General features: G+C 73.6%; 13 protein-coding genes. 7 read left to right on the top strand and 6 right to left on the bottom strand.

All coding sequences use genetic code 11. From position 1 onward, the window contains the following. Window positions 1–5: 5 nt before the first annotated feature. From FHX32_RS14270 to mca, 3 genes are all read right to left on the bottom strand, one after another. Window positions 6–2,495 (bottom strand): bifunctional diguanylate cyclase/phosphodiesterase, encoded by a 2,490-nt coding sequence (locus tag FHX32_RS14270; RefSeq protein ID WP_208418772.1) that lies wholly within the window; start codon window positions 2,493–2,495, stop codon window positions 6–8. Window positions 2,496–2,713: 218 nt separating this feature from the next. Continuing rightward, window positions 2,714–3,007, bottom strand: a complete 294-nt coding sequence (locus FHX32_RS14265; RefSeq protein ID WP_167181774.1) for a hypothetical protein — start codon at window positions 3,005–3,007, stop codon at window positions 2,714–2,716. A gap of 48 nt (window positions 3,008–3,055) precedes the next feature. Continuing rightward, window positions 3,056–3,937: a mycothiol conjugate amidase Mca gene (gene mca / locus FHX32_RS14260; protein WP_167181772.1), complete on the bottom strand. Its 882-nt coding sequence runs from the start codon at window positions 3,935–3,937 to the stop codon at window positions 3,056–3,058. A gap of 196 nt (window positions 3,938–4,133) precedes the next feature. On the opposite strand from mca, the gene FHX32_RS14255 reads away from it, so the two are divergent. Both FHX32_RS14255 and greA read left to right on the top strand, forming a co-directional pair. Beyond that, entirely contained in the window at window positions 4,134–4,568 is a 435-nt protein-coding gene (locus FHX32_RS14255; protein WP_167181769.1) for a DUF4307 domain-containing protein, read from the top strand. Between the two features lie 126 nt (window positions 4,569–4,694). Beyond that, entirely contained in the window at window positions 4,695–5,192 is a 498-nt protein-coding gene (greA, locus tag FHX32_RS14250; RefSeq protein WP_167181767.1) for a transcription elongation factor GreA, read from the top strand. 58 nt (window positions 5,193–5,250) lie between these two features. On the opposite strand, the gene ilvA is transcribed toward greA, so the two are convergent. The 3 genes from ilvA to FHX32_RS14235 form a co-directional block, all read right to left on the bottom strand. Continuing rightward, window positions 5,251–6,471: a threonine ammonia-lyase gene (gene ilvA, locus FHX32_RS14245; RefSeq protein WP_167181765.1), complete on the bottom strand. Its 1,221-nt coding sequence runs from the start codon at window positions 6,469–6,471 to the stop codon at window positions 5,251–5,253. A 138-nt stretch (window positions 6,472–6,609) separates the two neighbouring features. Further along, complete coding sequence (locus tag FHX32_RS14240; RefSeq protein ID WP_167181762.1) at window positions 6,610–8,010, bottom strand: amidase family protein; 1,401 nt, start codon at window positions 8,008–8,010, stop codon at window positions 6,610–6,612. A 16-nt stretch (window positions 8,011–8,026) separates the two neighbouring features. After that, window positions 8,027–9,169 carry a cystathionine gamma-synthase gene (locus FHX32_RS14235; RefSeq protein ID WP_167181760.1) on the bottom strand — a complete coding sequence of 381 codons (1,143 nt, stop codon included), beginning with the start codon at window positions 9,167–9,169 and terminating at the stop codon, window positions 8,027–8,029. Window positions 9,170–9,413: 244 nt separating this feature from the next. Here FHX32_RS14235 and FHX32_RS14230 point away from each other — a divergent pair, with 244 nt between their 5' ends. The 5 genes from FHX32_RS14230 (at window position 9,414) to FHX32_RS14210 (ending at window position 14,849) form a co-directional block, all read left to right on the top strand. Next, window positions 9,414–9,833 carry an HIT family protein gene (locus FHX32_RS14230; protein ID WP_167181758.1) on the top strand — a complete coding sequence of 140 codons (420 nt, stop codon included), beginning with the start codon at window positions 9,414–9,416 and terminating at the stop codon, window positions 9,831–9,833. A 340-nt stretch (window positions 9,834–10,173) separates the two neighbouring features. Then, the gene (msrA, locus tag FHX32_RS14225; RefSeq protein WP_167181756.1) at window positions 10,174–10,836 is read left to right on the top strand and encodes a peptide-methionine (S)-S-oxide reductase MsrA; all 663 of its coding nucleotides are present in this window, start codon (window positions 10,174–10,176) and stop codon (window positions 10,834–10,836) included. 202 nt (window positions 10,837–11,038) lie between these two features. Beyond that, complete coding sequence (locus tag FHX32_RS14220; RefSeq protein ID WP_167181754.1) at window positions 11,039–12,823, top strand: N-acetylglutaminylglutamine amidotransferase; 1,785 nt, start codon at window positions 11,039–11,041, stop codon at window positions 12,821–12,823. 2 nt (window positions 12,824–12,825) lie between these two features. Further along, on the top strand, window positions 12,826–14,646 hold the full coding sequence (gene ngg, locus FHX32_RS14215; protein ID WP_167181752.1) for an N-acetylglutaminylglutamine synthetase: 1,821 nt from the start codon (window positions 12,826–12,828) through the stop codon (window positions 14,644–14,646). Next, entirely contained in the window at window positions 14,643–14,849 is a 207-nt protein-coding gene (locus tag FHX32_RS14210) for a hypothetical protein (RefSeq protein ID WP_167181750.1), read from the top strand. The genes ngg and FHX32_RS14210 overlap by 4 nt, the downstream gene beginning before the upstream one ends. The last annotated feature ends 71 nt before the right edge of the window (window positions 14,850–14,920 follow it).

The raw sequence follows: 14,920 nt of genomic DNA, 5'->3' as shown, positions 1-14,920 counted from the left end.
GTCGGTCAGGAGGCGTCGTCGGCACGCAGCGGGAAGACGTTGGGGCGGGCCTCGTCGAGCAGGGTGCCGAGGACGGCACCGATCTTGTCGGCGGGCATCGGCTTGAAGAAGTGGTAGCCCTGGGCGGCGGTGCAGCCCAGCTCGGCCAGGGCGGTGCGCTGCTCGGCGGTCTCCACCCCCTCGGCGACCACCCGCAGGCCCAGCTCGTGGGCGAGCCCGACGGTGGTCCGGACGATCGCCGCCGCCTCCGGGGAGTCCGCCATCCGGATCACGAAGGACCGGTCGACCTTGAGCTCGTCCACCGCGATCCGGGTGAGGAAGGTGAGCGAGGAGAAGCCCGTGCCGAAGTCGTCCACCGCGAGCTGCACGCCCATCGAGCGGAGGGTGGCGAGCACCTCGTCGATCACCTCGAGCTCGCTCATCACCACGGTCTCGGTGATCTCCAGAACCAGCCGCTGCGGCGGGACCTGGTGCCGGCGCAGCGCGTCGGCGATCTCGTTGGGCAGCCGCGGGTCGAGCAGGCTGCGCGCCGAGAGGTTCACCGAGATCGGGATGTCCAGCCCCTCGCGGGCCCAGCCGGCGGCCACCGAGAGCGCCTTGTCCAGCACGTAGCGGGTGAAGGTGCCCAACTGCTCGCTGTTCTCCACCGGCCGGATGAAGTCGTGCGGCCCCAGCCAGCCGCGGCGCGGGTGCCGCCAGCGGATCAGCGCCTCCACCCCGGTCGGCGCGCCGCTGGCCAGGTCCACCGCCGGCTGCAACGCCAGCACCAGCTGGTCGTCGGCGGCCAGCGCCTCGCGCAGCTCGGCCAGCAGGGCCAGCCGGTCGGTGCTGGCCGCGTCCCGGGCCGAGTCGTACGCGGCGACGTTGCCGCCGCCCTCCTTGGCCTGGTACATCGCGATGTCGGCGCGGCGCAGCAGCTCGGTCAGGTCGGCGGTGCCGGCGTCGGCGACCACCACCCCGACGGAGACCTCCACGGACATCCGCACCCCGGCCACCTCGGTCGGCGCGGCCAGCCGCTCGGCGATCTCGCGGGCCTGGCGCAGCGCGTACGCCATCGGGGCGGTCCGGCCGCCGAGCACCGGGACCGAGGTGAGCAGCAGCGCGAACTCGTCGCCCCCGAGCCGCCCGAGCAGGTCGCCGGAGCGGGCCAGGGTGCCCAGCCGGCTGGCGGTCAGCCGCAGCAGCTGGTCGCCGGCCGCGTGCCCGAGGGTGTCGTTGACCTCCTTGAACTGGTTGATGTCCAGCAGCAGCAGGGCCACCGGGTGGTCGTGCGCGAGCTGCCGCAGCGCCTGGTCGCCCTTGCTGAGCATGGCCGCCCGGTTGACCAGGCCGGTGAGCTGGTCGTGCACCGCCTCGTACGACGAGCGGGCGGTGACCAGCCGCAGCTCCCGGTGGGTCGCGGCGTCGTGCAACGCGGCGGCGAGGGCGTCGCCGAAGGCGGCCACCGCGTCGTGTTCCCGGGCGCTCGGCGGCGCCGACCGGGGGAACCGGACCCGCAGCTCGCCGACCCGGGCGGCACCCACCGTCAGGGTGCGGACCAGCTCGTGCTCGTCGGGCTCGGCCCGCCCGGGCGGCCCGACCTCGCGGTCGACCACCTGGCCGGCGGCGTCGGCCCGGTAGCGGCGCCACCGTCCGTCGCCCCGGGCCACGTCCACGTCGACCAGCTCGGCATTGAACAGGGCCACCGCGCCGGTGACCGCCGCGGTGGCCACCCCCCGCTCGTCGAGCTGGTTGAGCGCGGCGGTGGCGTCGGCGAACGCCCGCCAGGTGCGCCGCTCCTCGTCGGCCCGGAGGCGGTGCCGGTAGGTCTGCTGGAGCAGCCAGAGCGGCGGCGGAAGCAGCAGCAGCCAGTGCGCGTCGAGTTCCAGCAGGGTCACCACGGTCAGGCCGACGGCGACGTTGCCGACGAACATCAGCAGCTTGCCGCGGAGCGCGGCGAGCAGCGACGGCCCGATCGGCACCCCGTGCCGCAGCGCCAGGGTGACCCCGCCCAGCCAGGCGCTGGCGAACAGGTAGGTGACCGAGCCGGCGACCACGGCGAGCGCGAGCGCCGGCGTCGGCACGGCCAGCAGCGGCTGGCCCAGCGCGGTGGTGACCGACACGGCCAGCGCGGTGGCGGCGGTCAGCGACACCGCGATGCGGACCACCTCGAGGGCGCTGCGGCGTTCGCCGAACAGCGAGATCGCCGACCAGGCCAGCCCGGCGCCGAGCAGGGTGGCGGCGGGCAGCCAGCCGGCCGGCACCAGGTAGAGGCAGACGATCAACGCGGCCTCGCCCCAGGTGATGTTGACCATGCCGGCGGCGGCGCGGAACCGCAGGCGGGCCAGCTGGGCGACGGCGAGTACGGCGACCGCGACGCCGAACCGGGCCGGGCCGCCGAGCGGGTCGTCGGCCGGCAGCCGGGCCGGCAGGGTCAGCCCCACCGCGGCGGCGACCAGGGCGGTGACCGCGACCGCGGCGGTGAGCAGGAGCACCCGTGGCGGCGTGCCGCGCAACCCGAGCCGGTCGAACTCCGCACCGGCCCGATCGGAGGTCACCGACCCCCTCCCGCCCACCGGCGGAGGGTACGGCGGGCGGCCGCGACTGTGACGGTCATCGGCGCCCCCTCCCGCGCACGGCTCGGGGACGCGTGGTCCCCCCGGCGGAAGGCTAAGCCAAACCCGGTGGTCGCAACAGGGGGCGACGACCCGGTTCGACGTGAATCATGCCGGAACTAGCCGTTGCGCTCCTGCTGACGCCCGTTGGGAGCGTTCGCGGATGAATCCTGCGAGCCGGTCCCGTCTGTCGGATCGGCGACTGCGGCGTCCGCCCGACCCGGCTCGCCCGACCGCGCCTGCGCGGGGAACCGGTCCGGCAGTCGGCGCAGCCGGGAGTTCATGTTGCGGATCAGCAGAACGGTGGCGGTGCCCAGCAGCAGGATGAGGAAGAGGCCCATCGGGCCGGCCAGGCCACCCGTGCGGGTGTCCCCGAAGTTGTTCTGGGCGAGCACCTGTGCAGCGGTCAGCATGGCGTTCCTCCGATGTGCGACTGGCACCCAGCGTAACGCCGGGCCGGATCAGCGGGCATGCGCCGTCTCGCGGACACCGGCGAAGAGGTCCGACTCGGGCAGCGGGCTGTCGACCATCGACCGGGCGAGCTGGAAGTCCTCGGTGGGCCAGGCGCGCCGCTGGAGCTCCATCGGCACCTGGAACCAGAAGCCGTCCGGGTCGACCTGGGTGGCGTGGGCGCGCAGCGCGTCGTCGCGGACCGGGAAGTACTCGGCGCACTCGACCCGGGTGGTGATCCGGCTGCCCTTGTCGGGCCGGTCCTCCCAGCGCTCCAGCCACTCCTGGTAGGGCGACTCCAGGCCGGCGGCCAGCATCGCCTCGTGCAGCGCCATGATCTTGCCCTTGGAGAAGCCCACGTCGTAGTAGAGCTTGAGCGGCTGCCACGGCGCGCCGAGCTCCGGGTAGCGCTCCGGGTCGCCGGCCGCGTCGAAGGCCGCCACGCTGACCTTGTGGCACATGATGTGGTCGGGGTGCGGGTAGCCGCCCTCCTCGTCGTACGTGGTGACGACGTGCGGACGGAACTCGCGCATCAGGCGCACCAGCGGCCCCGCGGCCACCTCGACGTCCTGCAGGGCGAAGCAGCCCTCGGGCAGCGGCGGCAGCGGGTCGCCCTCGGGCAGCCCCGAGTCGACGAAGCCCAGCCAGGCCTGCTCGATGCCGAGGATCGCCCGGGCGGCGTCCATCTCGGCCCGGCGGATCTCGCCGATGTTGGCCCAGACGTCCGGCCGGTCGAGCTTCGGGTTGAGCACGCTGCCGCGCTCACCGCCGGTACACGTCACGACCAGGACGTCCACCCCCTCGGCGACGTACTTCGCCATGGTCGCGGCGCCCTTGCTCGACTCGTCGTCCGGGTGGGCGTGGACGGCCATGAGTCGCAGTTGCTCTGCCAACGTGCGCTCCTTGTTCGTGCCCAGCGGCGGGCCCCGACCCCGGGACCACCTGCTGGCCTGCTGACCTGCCGAAATCCTCCCCGCCCCGAGGACCGCCGGCACCGAGGTGTCATCCTTGAGTGGCGAAGCCGGACCGGGAGGATGGACTCTCATTCTTGCCGATACCGCCGACAACAACGCCAGGAGATACCCGCCGGTGACCGAGACGCACGCCACAATCCCCCCGGGCACGCCCGTCTTCCCGCCCGGGCGGTACGGCCGCCGCCGCCAGCCCGGCCGCCGCCGCCCGCTGCTGGCGGCACTGCTGGCGGTGGTCCTGGTGGCGCTGCTCGGCCTGGTCTCGGTCCGGCTCTACCGGCAGTACGGCGATCCGAACTACCAGGCCCAGGTGATCACGTACACCGACATCACGGACACCCAGGTGCTGGTCAACTTCCGGGTGACCGTGCCGGACGGCGGTTCGGCGGTCTGCGTGCTGCGGGCCCGCGACCGCGACGGCGCCGAGGTGGCCCGCGAGGAGGTGACCGTGACCGCCCCGCCCGGTGAGCGGCACGTCACCACGGTGCACCGCCTGGCGACCAGCGCGCGGCCCTTCATCGGCGAGGTGCTGCGCTGCCGATCGGCCGGCTGAGCGGCCACGGAACGACCGGCGCCCGGAACGGGCACCGGTGGTGATCGGCGACACCCGGTGTCGTACCGCACTGGTAACTTGGAAGTTCACCTGTCAGCCAGCCACGCACATCTGAGGAGATCGCCTGTGTCCAACGGCAACGAGGCGCCCGCCACCTGGCTGTCCCAGGACGCTTACGACCGCCTGAAGGCCGAGCTCGACGAGCACATCGCGAACCGGCCGGTCATCGCCGCCGAGATCAACGCGCGGCGCGAGGAGGGCGACCTGCGGGAGAACGGCGGCTACCACGCGGCCCGCGAGGAGCAGGGCAAGGCCGAGGGCCGGATCCGCTACCTCCAGGAGCTGCTGCGCACCGCCAAGGTCGGCGAGGCGCCGTCCGTCGACGCGGTGGCGCCCGGCATGGTCGTCACGATCTACTTCGACGACGACAAGGACGACACCGAGACCTTCCTGCTCGGTTCCCGGGAGATCGCGTCCACCACCGACCTGACGGTCTACAGCCCCGAATCCGCGCTCGGCAAGGCCATCCTGGCCTGCAAGGCCGGCCAGACCTGCACCTACACGGCGCCCAGTGGCGCCGACATCAAGGTGACCGTGGTCAGCTTCGAGCCGTTCTCCGGCTAGGCCACGGCCGGGCGCCGGGCGGCATCGCGTTTAGACCGAGGCGTGGCACCGGCGGGTGTCACGCCTCGGCCGCGAAGACCACCTGGTAGCCGCTGGCCCGCAGGGCGCTGATCAGCGTGTCGGAGTGCTCCACCCCACGGGTCTCCACGGACAACGCCACCTCCACCTCGCCCAGCCGCAGGTGCGGGTTGGCCCGCTGGTGCTCCACGTCCACCACGTTCGCCCGGTGCTCGGCGATCTCGCCGAGCAGCGAGGCGAGCTGGCCGGGGCGGTCCGAGCAGCGCACGGTGAACCGCAGGTAGCGGCCGGCGGCGGCCAGGCCGTGCTCGATCACCCGCAGCATCAGCAGCGGGTCGATGTTGCCGCCGGAGAGCACCGCTACCACCGGCGCCTGGACCTCCACCGCGCCGGCCAGCAGGGCGGCCACCCCGACCGCGCCGGCCGGCTCCACCACCTGCTTGCCCCGTTCCAGCAGCATCAGCAGCGCCCGGGAGATGTCCTCCTCGGAGACTGTCACCACCTCGTCGACCAGCTTGCGGACGTGGGTGAAGGTGAGCTCGCCCGGCCGGCCCACCGCGATGCCGTCGGCGATGGTGGCGAACGCGGGCAGGCGTACCGGCTCGCCGGCGGCGAGCGAGGGCGGGAAGGCCGCCGCGCCGGCCGCCTGCACCCCGATCACCCGGACGTCCGGGCGCAGCGCCTTGGCCGCGACCGCCATGCCGGAGATCAACCCGCCGCCGCCGACCCCGGTGATGATCGTCTTGACGTCCGGGCACTGCTCCAGGATCTCCAGCGCCACGGTGCCCTGGCCGGCGATCACGTCCCGGTGGTCGAACGGGTGGATCAGCACCGCGCCGGTGCGCTCGGCGAAGGTCTGCGCCGCGACCAGCGACTCGTCGACGTTGTTGCCGACCAGCTCGACCTGCGCGCCGTACCCCTTGGTGGCAGCCACCTTCGGCAGCGGCGCGTTCACCGGCATGAAGACCGTGGCGTGCGTGCCGACCAGGCCGGCGGCGAGCGCCACCCCCTGGGCGTGGTTGCCGGCGCTCGCCGCGACCACGCCGCGGGACCGTTCCGCCTCCGACAGCCGGCAGATCCGCACGTACGCGCCGCGCACCTTGTACGAGCCGGCCCGCTGGAGGTTCTCGCACTTGAGCCACGCCGACCCGCCGAGCGCCGCGCTCAGCGGTCGGGAGGGCTCCAGCGGGGTGGTGCGGGTGACGCCGGCGAGCAGGTCCCGCGCGGCCCGTACGTCGGCGAGACCGACCAGTTCCGTCATGCCCCGATCGTGCCACCCGTCGCCGGGCGGCCGGCACCGACGCCCCCGCACCCACGTCTCCGCGATCTTGCAGTTGTGGCCCCCGGAACGCACCATCTGCCCCGGTTCACCGGGACGGGAAGTGCAGGATCGGCGAGGTCAGACGGCGGGGGCGGGGATCCGCGGGTAGCCAGGGGCGTGCCGGGACCAGGGGGCCTGCATCTCGAACTGGCCGGCCACGCCGAGCAGCAGCAGCTCCGAACCGGGCGGGCCGACCAGCTGCACCGCCACCGGCAGCCCGTCCGGGCGGCGGCCGACCGGTACCACCAGCGCGGGCAGGCCGGCGACGTTCCACGGCGCGGCGTACGGGGCGTAGCGGATGTTCGCCACCATGTTGGCCCGCCAGGACCGGCCGGACCACTGCGCGGCCTCCGGCGGCGGGCCGGCCAGCGCCGGGGTGAGCAGCAGGTCGACCGAGTGGTCGGTGAAGAAGCCGATGGACCGCTCCCGCCAGGCGGCCCGGTCGGCCTCCCGCACGTACCCGCGCCGCTGCGCCCACTCGCCGAGCGCGACGTGCCGGCGGCTGCGCGGTTGCAGGCTGCGCCGGTCCACGCCGCCGGCGCGGGCGTCGGCGGCGGCCGCGGCGAACCAGGTGGCGATCCCCTGCAGGCCGAGGCGGGTCGGGTAGACCGGGTCGGCGGGGACGGTGTCGTGCCCGGCGGCGGCGAGCAGCCGGCCGGCGGCCGCGACCGCGTCCCGGTTCGGCTGGTCGGGGCGGACGCCACGCACCGGCGAGCGGAGCGAGACGCCGACCCGCAGCCGCTGCGGCGGGACCAGCTTCTCCGGCCGGCGACCGGCCAGCACCGAGAAGCCGACCGCCGCGTCGGCGACCGTGGTGGTCAACATGCCGTGCTCGGTGAGGCCGAACCAGTCGTCCGCGCCGAGCTGGCAGGGGACCACGCCCCGGCCGGGCTTGAGCCCGACCAGGCCGCAGCAGGCGGCCGGGATACGGATCGAGCCGAGGCCGTCGTTGCCGTGCGCGATCGGCACCAGGCCGGCGGCGACCGCGGCGGCCGCGCCGCCGGAGGACCCGCCGGGGGTGCGGCCGGTGTCCCAGGGGTTGCGGGTCACCGCCGTCGCGTCGTCGGTCAGGCCCCAGAGGCCGAGCTCCGGCATCCGGGTCACCCCGAGGATCACCGCGCCGGCGCCGCGCAGCCGGCGGACCACCTCGTGGTCGGCCTCCGCCACCGGCGTCCGCACCGCGGCCGAGCCGTTCCAGGTGGGCAGCCCGGCGACCGGGGTGTTCTCCTTGACGGCGACCGGCACCCCGGCCAGCGGCAGGTTGGCCAGATCCTCCTGCTCGTCGACCTTCTCCGCCTCGGTGATCGCCTCCCCGCCGCGGACCGTGCGGAACGCGGCGAGGTCGGCGTCGGCGCGGGCGATGTGGTCGAGGTGGTCGGCGACCACCTGGGTGGCGGAGACGTCGCCCCGACGTACGCCGCGGGCGATCTGCTTGGCGGTCGCCCCCACCCAGGTCGGCATGATGTCCTGCACGGCCACCCTCCCCAGCCAGCGGTCAGCCCAGCGCCTGCTCCAGATCGGCGAGCAGGTCGTCGACCGTCTCGATGCCGACAGACAGTCGCACGAGATCGCCGGGAACTTCAAGCGGCGAGCCGGCAGCACTTGCGTGTGTCATCCGGCCCGGGTGCTCGATCAGGGATTCCACCCCGCCGAGCGACTCGGCGAGCACGAAGAGCTTGGCCCGGTTGCAGATCTCCACCGCGTGGTCCTCGCCGCCGGCCGCGCGGAACGAGATCATGCCGCCGAACCGGCGCATCTGCTTCGCGGCCACCTCGTGCCCCGGGTGCGCGGGCAGGCCCGGATAGATGACCTGGGCGACCTTGGCGTGCCCGTCCAGGTACGCGGCGATCCGCTCGGCGTTGTCGCAGTGCCGGTCCATGCGTACGCCCAGGGTCTTGACGCCGCGCAGGGTGAGCCAGGCGTCGAACGGTCCGTTGATCGCGCCCATCGCGTTCTGGTGGTAACGCAGCTCCTCGCCCAGCCCGGCGTCGGCCGCGACCAGCGCCCCACCGACCACGTCGGAGTGACCGCCGATGTACTTGGTGGTGGAGTGCACCACCACGTCCGCGCCGTGCGCGATCGGCTGCTGCAGGTACGGCGAGGCGAAGGTGTTGTCGACCACCAGCAGCACGCCCGCGTCGTGCGCGACGGCGGCCAGCGCGGCGAGGTCGGCGATGCCGAGCAGCGGGTTGGTCGGGGTCTCCACCCAGACGATCTTCGTGGCGCCGGGGCGGATCGCGGCCCGGATCGCGTCCGGGTCGGAGACCTTGGCCGGGGTGAAGTCCAGCCCCCAGCGCTCGGCGACGCGGGCGAAGAGGCGGTAGGTGCCGCCGTACGCGTCGTCCGGGATCACCACGTGGTCACCCGGCTTGCAGACGGTACGCAGCAGGGTGTCCTCGGCGGCCAGGCCGCTGGCGAAGGCGAGCCCGACCGGGCCGCCCTCCAGCGCGGCGAGGCACTCCTGGAGCGCGTCGCGGGTCGGGTTGCCGGAGCGGCTGTACTCGTACCCCTGGCGGGGCGCGCCGACCGCGTCCTGGGCGTAGGTGCTGGTCTGGTAGATCGGTGGGATCACCGCGCCGGTGCGGGCCTCGGGGTCCTGACCGGCGTGGATGGCGAGCGTCTCGAAGCCGTGACTCATTCCCGGAACGTTAGTCGTCCAGCCCGTCCCAGCCCACGGAACCCGGGGCAGCTCACCTCCGCCCGCCCGCCGCGACGGGCCTGGTCGACTTCGCCGGGTCGCACGTCGCCCGCTCGATCGACTCCGTGTCGCCCAAGTGGGGGTGTCGGGATGAGCGGGATGGCCCCACACCGGCGGAGCGGGGTCGATCAGCGACGCGCGCTGACCGGCACGTGCGCCGGGCGGACGGGACTACCCTGCCGGGATGAGCGGGTGCGTGTTCTGCGGGATCGTGGCGGGCGAGGTCCCGGCGTTCCGGGTGGCCGACGAGCCGGACGGGGTGGCCTTCCTGGACACCCGACCGGTCTTCAAGGGACACGTGCTCGTGGTGCCCCGCACCCACCTGATCACCCTGGCCGACCTGCCGGCCGACGCGCTCGCCGGCTACTTCGGCCTGGTCCGGCGGATCGCGGTGGCCGTGGAGACCGGTCTGGGGGCCGGCGGGACGTTCGTGGCGATGAACAACAAGGTGTCCCAGTCCGTCCCCCACCTGCACACCCACGTGGTTCCCCGGACCAAGAGGGACGGGCTGCGCGGCTTCTTCTGGCCCCGCACCCGCTACGCCGACGACACCGACGCCGCCGACCACGCCACCCGCGTCAGCGCCGCCCTGCCCGCCCCCTGACGGCAGGCGGTCGTGCCTGGCCGGGCTGAACAGCGACAACAGCTGTACGCAAACCGGCGCGACCCGAGCGCGTCCGCAGGCTGATTTTGTTCGTACGAGTTTCCTCGGCGATTCCGAACAAACGGCAACGGACGCGCAGGACGCCCTGCGGGTCGCCGCCAGCCGTGGCCGTCTTCGGGCGGTGAAAGGAGACGACGGCGTCTGGCGCAGCAGCCGGAAGTGGGTCAACGAGTACGCCCGCACGAGGTACCGACGCGGGCGCGCCTGAGTGGTGGTGGGGCGGGTAAGGATGCCGGGTCCGCCGGCGTTGCACGCTGGGAGAGGACGAAAGGAGTCCCACGTGTTCCTGCGCCGTATGAAGGCCGACCTGCCCACCCCGGACCAGGCCCTGCCGGGCCGCCCGATCTCGATGCCGGTCGCCGACCGGCACGAGGTGCTGGGCACCCCGCTGAAGGGTCCGTTCCCCGACGGCACCCAGGTCGCCGTGTTCGGGATGGGTTGTTTCTGGGGCGCCGAGCGGCTGTTCTGGTCCCTGCCCGGCGTCTTCACCACCTCCGCCGGCTACGCGGGCGGCATCACGCCGAACCCGACGTACGAGGAGGTCTGCTCGGGGATGACCGGGCACGCCGAGGCGGTCCAGGTGGTCTACGACCCCAACGTGATCAGCTACGAGGACCTGCTCAAGGTCTTCTGGGAGAACCACGACCCGACCCAGGGCATGCGCCAGGGCAACGACGTGGGCACCCAGTACCGGTCGGCGATCTACCCGACGACCGACGAGCAGCTCGCCGTCGCCGAGGCGTCGCGGGACGCGTTCGCCCCGATCGTGGCGCGGGCCGGCAAGGGCGAGATCACGACGGAGATCCGCCCGCTCGGCACCTACTACCTGGCCGAGGACTACCACCAGCAGTACCTCGCGCCGACGAAGAACCCGAACGGGTACTGCAACCACGGCCCGAACGGGCTGAGCTGCCCGGTCGGCGTGGCGCGTACGGCGGGCTGAACGTCCCGACAGTCCGGTTCCGGGCCTGCGGTGTTTGTCACACCGTGGGCCCGGCACATTTCCGGCATCCGCCGGGCCAGGACAGGAACCGCCGCCGGGGGTCAACGGTTACCCAGAGTGGCGGGCATTCTAGCGAAGCTGTCATCTGACTGTCATCGTCTCAACAGGCGAACTGCAACATCCTCTGGCAGCATGGGCTCGCATGTGCGGACTTGCGGGTGAGTTCCGCCGTGACGGTTCACGCGCCGAGGTGGCGGCGGTGGAGCGCATGGCGGCCACGATGAGTGACCGAGGGCCCGACGACAGCGGAGTGTGGTCCCAGGGACCGACCGCCCTGGGGCACCGACGCCTGAAGATCATCGACCTCTCCGCCGCGAGCGGTCAGCCACTGGTCGACCCGGACGCCGGGTTGACCTGCGTCTTCAACGGCTGTGTCTACAACTACCGGGAACTGCGGGCGGAACTGGCCGCCCGGGGCCACCGCTTCTTCTCCACCGGTGACAGCGAGGTCGTGGTCAAGGCGTACGCCGAGTGGGGCCTCGACTTCGTCGACCACCTGGTCGGCATGTTCGCCGTGGCGATCACCGAGCGGGACACCGGCCGGCTGGTGCTGGCCCGGGACCGGCTCGGCATCAAGCCGCTCTACCTGGCCGAGACGCCGGGCGTGGTGCGGTTCGCCAGCACCCTGCCCGCGCTGCTGGCCGGCGGCGGCGTCGACACCGGCATCGACCCGGTCGCCCTCGCCCACTACCTGAGCTTCCACAGCATCGTGCCGCCGCCGCGCACCATCCTGCGCGGGGTGACCAAGCTGCCCCCGGCCACCGTCCGGGTCTACGAGCCGGACGGCAGCACCCAGGAGCGGGTCTACTGGGATCCGTCGTTCACCCGGGACGCCGGCCGGTCCGGCTGGTCCGCGCGGGACTGGCAGGACGCCCTGCGGGAGTCGCTGACCACCGCCGTACGCCGGCGGATGGTCGCCGACGTGCCGGTCGGGGTGCTGCTCTCCGGCGGCCTGGACTCCAGCCTGGTGGTGGCCCTCCTCGCCGAGCAGGGACAGCGCGGGCTGGCCACCTTCTCCATCGGCTTCGACTCGGTCGGCGGCCGGGAGGGCGACGAGTTCGTCTACTCCGACCTGGTGGCGAAGACCTTCGACACCGACCACCACCAGATCAGGGTGGCGGCCGGCGACCTGGTGCCGCCGCTGGAGGCCGCCGTGGCGGCCATGTCCGAGCCGATGGTCAGCCACGACTGCGTGGCGTTCTGGCTGCTCAGCCAGGAGGTCGCCAAGCACGTCAAGGTGGTCCAGTCCGGCCAGGGCGCGGACGAGATCCTGGGCGGCTACCACTGGTACCCGCCGCTGGCCGGCGTCGACCGGGAGCGGGCCCTGGACACGTACGCCAAGGCGTTCTTCGACCGGGACGCGGCCGGCCTGGCCCGGCTGCTCAACCCGGCGTGGCTGGCCGACGGCGACCCGGCGCGGGAGTTCGTGGCCGCGCACCTGGCCCGCCCCGGCGCGCAGACCGCCCTGGACGCGGGCCTGCGGATCGACACCCAGGTGATGCTGGTCGACGACCCGGTGAAGCGGGTGGACAACATGACCATGGCGCACGGGCTGGAGGCCCGGGTGCCGTTCCTCGACCACGAGTTCGTCGAACTCGCCGCCGGCTGCCCGCCCGAACTCAAGCTGGCCCAGGGCGGCAAGGGCGTGCTCAAGGAGATCGGCCGCCGGGTGCTGCCGCACGAGGTCATCGACCGGCCCAAGGGCTACTTCCCGGTGCCCGGCCTGACCCACCTGGAGGGGAAGCTGCTCGACCGGGTCCGGGACGCGCTCACCGCCCCCGCCGCCCGCCGCCGCGACCTGTTCCGCGCCGACTACGTCGACGCGCTGCTGGCCGACCCGAACGCCGAACTGACCCCGCTGAACGGAAACAAGCTGTGGCAACTCGGACTCCTGGAAATGTGGCTCCAGAGCCACGGAATCGACTGACCGTGACCGACACCATCGCGACCGGGATGGCGCGGCTCGACCGGGCCCGCGGCGACGTCCGGCGGTACGAGCGGGTCGGTCCGGGCGGCGACCCGGTGGCGCCGGGCGGCGACGAGCCTCCGGTCGACGACGCGGGCGTGGTGCTGGACTGCGGCTGGGGCCGGCTGGTCTTCGGGCAGACCTTCGCCGACCAGGCGGAGGTCGCCGACGTGCTGCGCTCCGAGGCGGCCGGCTCCCGGGACATCTGCATCTACCTGCGGGACCCGCACGTGCTGGTCTCCCGGCTGCCGGACGAGCTCTTCATCGACCCGTCGCTGACCTACCGGCTGCCGCTCGGCGCGGACCGCCGGGCCGCCGCCGACCCGCCGGTCGACCTGCCCGGGGTACGCGTCCGGCCGCTGCGCGACGCCGCCGACGCGGACGCGGTGAACCGGATCTACGCGGCCAACGGGATGGTCACCGCGCCGGTCGACGTGCTGGTCGCCAACGCCCGCACCGACCGCTTCCTGCACCTGGTCGCCGAGGCGGCCGACGGTGCGATCGTCGGCACCGTCACCGGCGTGGACCACGTCGCGGTCTTCGCCGACCCGGAGCGCGGCGCCAGCCTGTGGTGCCTCACCGTCGACTTCAACCGGGCCCCGCCCGGCACCGGCCAGGCGTTGATCACCGAGCTGGCGTCCCGGCTGGTCGCCCGCGGCCGGGCGTACGTGGACCTGTCGGTGCTGGCGGAGAACGAGGGGGCGATCCGGCTCTACGAGCGGCTCGGCTTCCACCGGACCGCCACGCTCTGCGTGAAGCGGAAGAACCCGATCAACGAACGACTCTTCCTGCCCGCCCTGCCCGAAGGCTACGACCGGCTCAACCCGTACGCCCGGATCGTCGCCGACGAGGCGATGCGCCGAGGCATCCGGGTGGAGGTGACCGACCCGGCCTGGGGCGAACTGCGACTGACCAGCGGTGGCCGGACCATCCTCACCCGGGAGTCGCTGTCCGAGCTGACCTCGGCGGTGGCGATGAGCCGCTGCGACGACAAGCGGGTCACCCGGCGGATCCTCGCCGAGGCCGGCCTGTCGGTGCCGCGCGGCCGGACCGCCATCGGCGACGACGGCGACACCGCCTTCCTGGCCGAGGTCGGCCGGGTGGTGGTCAAGCCGGCGCGCGGCGAGCAGGGCAACGGCATCACCGTCGGGGTGGCCAGCCCCGAGGCGCTGGCCGCCGCGGTCGAGCTGGCCGCCCGGTTCTGCCCGGACGTGCTGATCGAGGAGCTGTGCGGCGGCGAGGACCTGCGGGTGATCGTGATCGACCACGAGGTGGTGGCCGCGGCGGTGCGCCGGCCGGCCGCGGTCACCGGGGACGGCGTGCACGACATCGCCGAGCTGATCGAGCGGCAGAGCCGCCGCCGGGCGGCCGCCACCGGCGGCGAGTCCCGGATCCCGGTGGACGACCTGACCCGGGACGTGCTGGCCGAGGCCGGCTACACGCTGGACGACGTGCTGCCCGAGGGGGAGGTGCTGGTGGTGCGCCGGACCGCCAACCTGCACACCGGCGGCACCATCCACGACGTCACCGGCGAGCTGCACCCGGAGATCGCCGAGGCGTGCGTAACGGCGAGCCGGGCGCTGGACATCCCGGTCACCGGGTTGGACCTGCTGGTCGGCTCCCCGGACCGGCCCGAGCACGTCTTCGTCGAGGCGAACGAGCGGCCCGGCCTGGCCAACCACGAGCCGCAGCCGACCGCCGAACGCTTCGTGGACCTGCTCTTCCCCGGCACCCGGGCCCCGCAGCGGCTCTGGTCGCCGGCCGGCCCGGGAGGTGCCGGGTGAGCCCGCGACCGCTGGCGATCGACCTGGACTACCTGCGCCAGGTGCTGATGGAGCTGCTGGAGATCCCGAGCCCGTCGCGGCGCGACCTGGCCGACTTTCCGTCGCTGGCGGTACAGCCGGCCGGCGGGGAGGGGCCCCGCGAGGGCCCGATCGGCATCGCCGACGCCGCCGCAGCCGCCCCGCATTCCCGACCGGCCGTGTGATCGAAATCCGTTGCCGGGGGCACCGGCACTGGATAGCGTGGCCGTACACGGGAAAGGAGGTGGTCCAGACT

The organism is Micromonospora sp. CNZ280, assembly GCF_011759515.1.
Note: the sequence above shows the minus strand (reverse complement) of the source record. Positions and strands in the feature narration are given on the sequence as shown.

What these genes read in the sequence shown, in the direction of transcription:
- FHX32_RS14235 (WP_167181760.1), bottom strand. Translation starts at nt 9,169, where the DNA reads ATGAGTCACGGCTTCGAGACGCTCGCCATCCACGCCGGTCAGGACCCC.
- FHX32_RS14265 (WP_167181774.1), bottom strand. Translation starts at nt 3,007, where the DNA reads ATGCTGACCGCTGCACAGGTGCTCGCCCAGAACAACTTCGGGGACACC.
- FHX32_RS14230 (WP_167181758.1), top strand. Translation starts at nt 9,414, where the DNA reads ATGAGCGGGTGCGTGTTCTGCGGGATCGTGGCGGGCGAGGTCCCGGCG.
- ilvA (WP_167181765.1), bottom strand. Translation starts at nt 6,471, where the DNA reads ATGACGGAACTGGTCGGTCTCGCCGACGTACGGGCCGCGCGGGACCTG.
- FHX32_RS14220 (WP_167181754.1), top strand. Translation starts at nt 11,039, where the DNA reads ATGTGCGGACTTGCGGGTGAGTTCCGCCGTGACGGTTCACGCGCCGAG.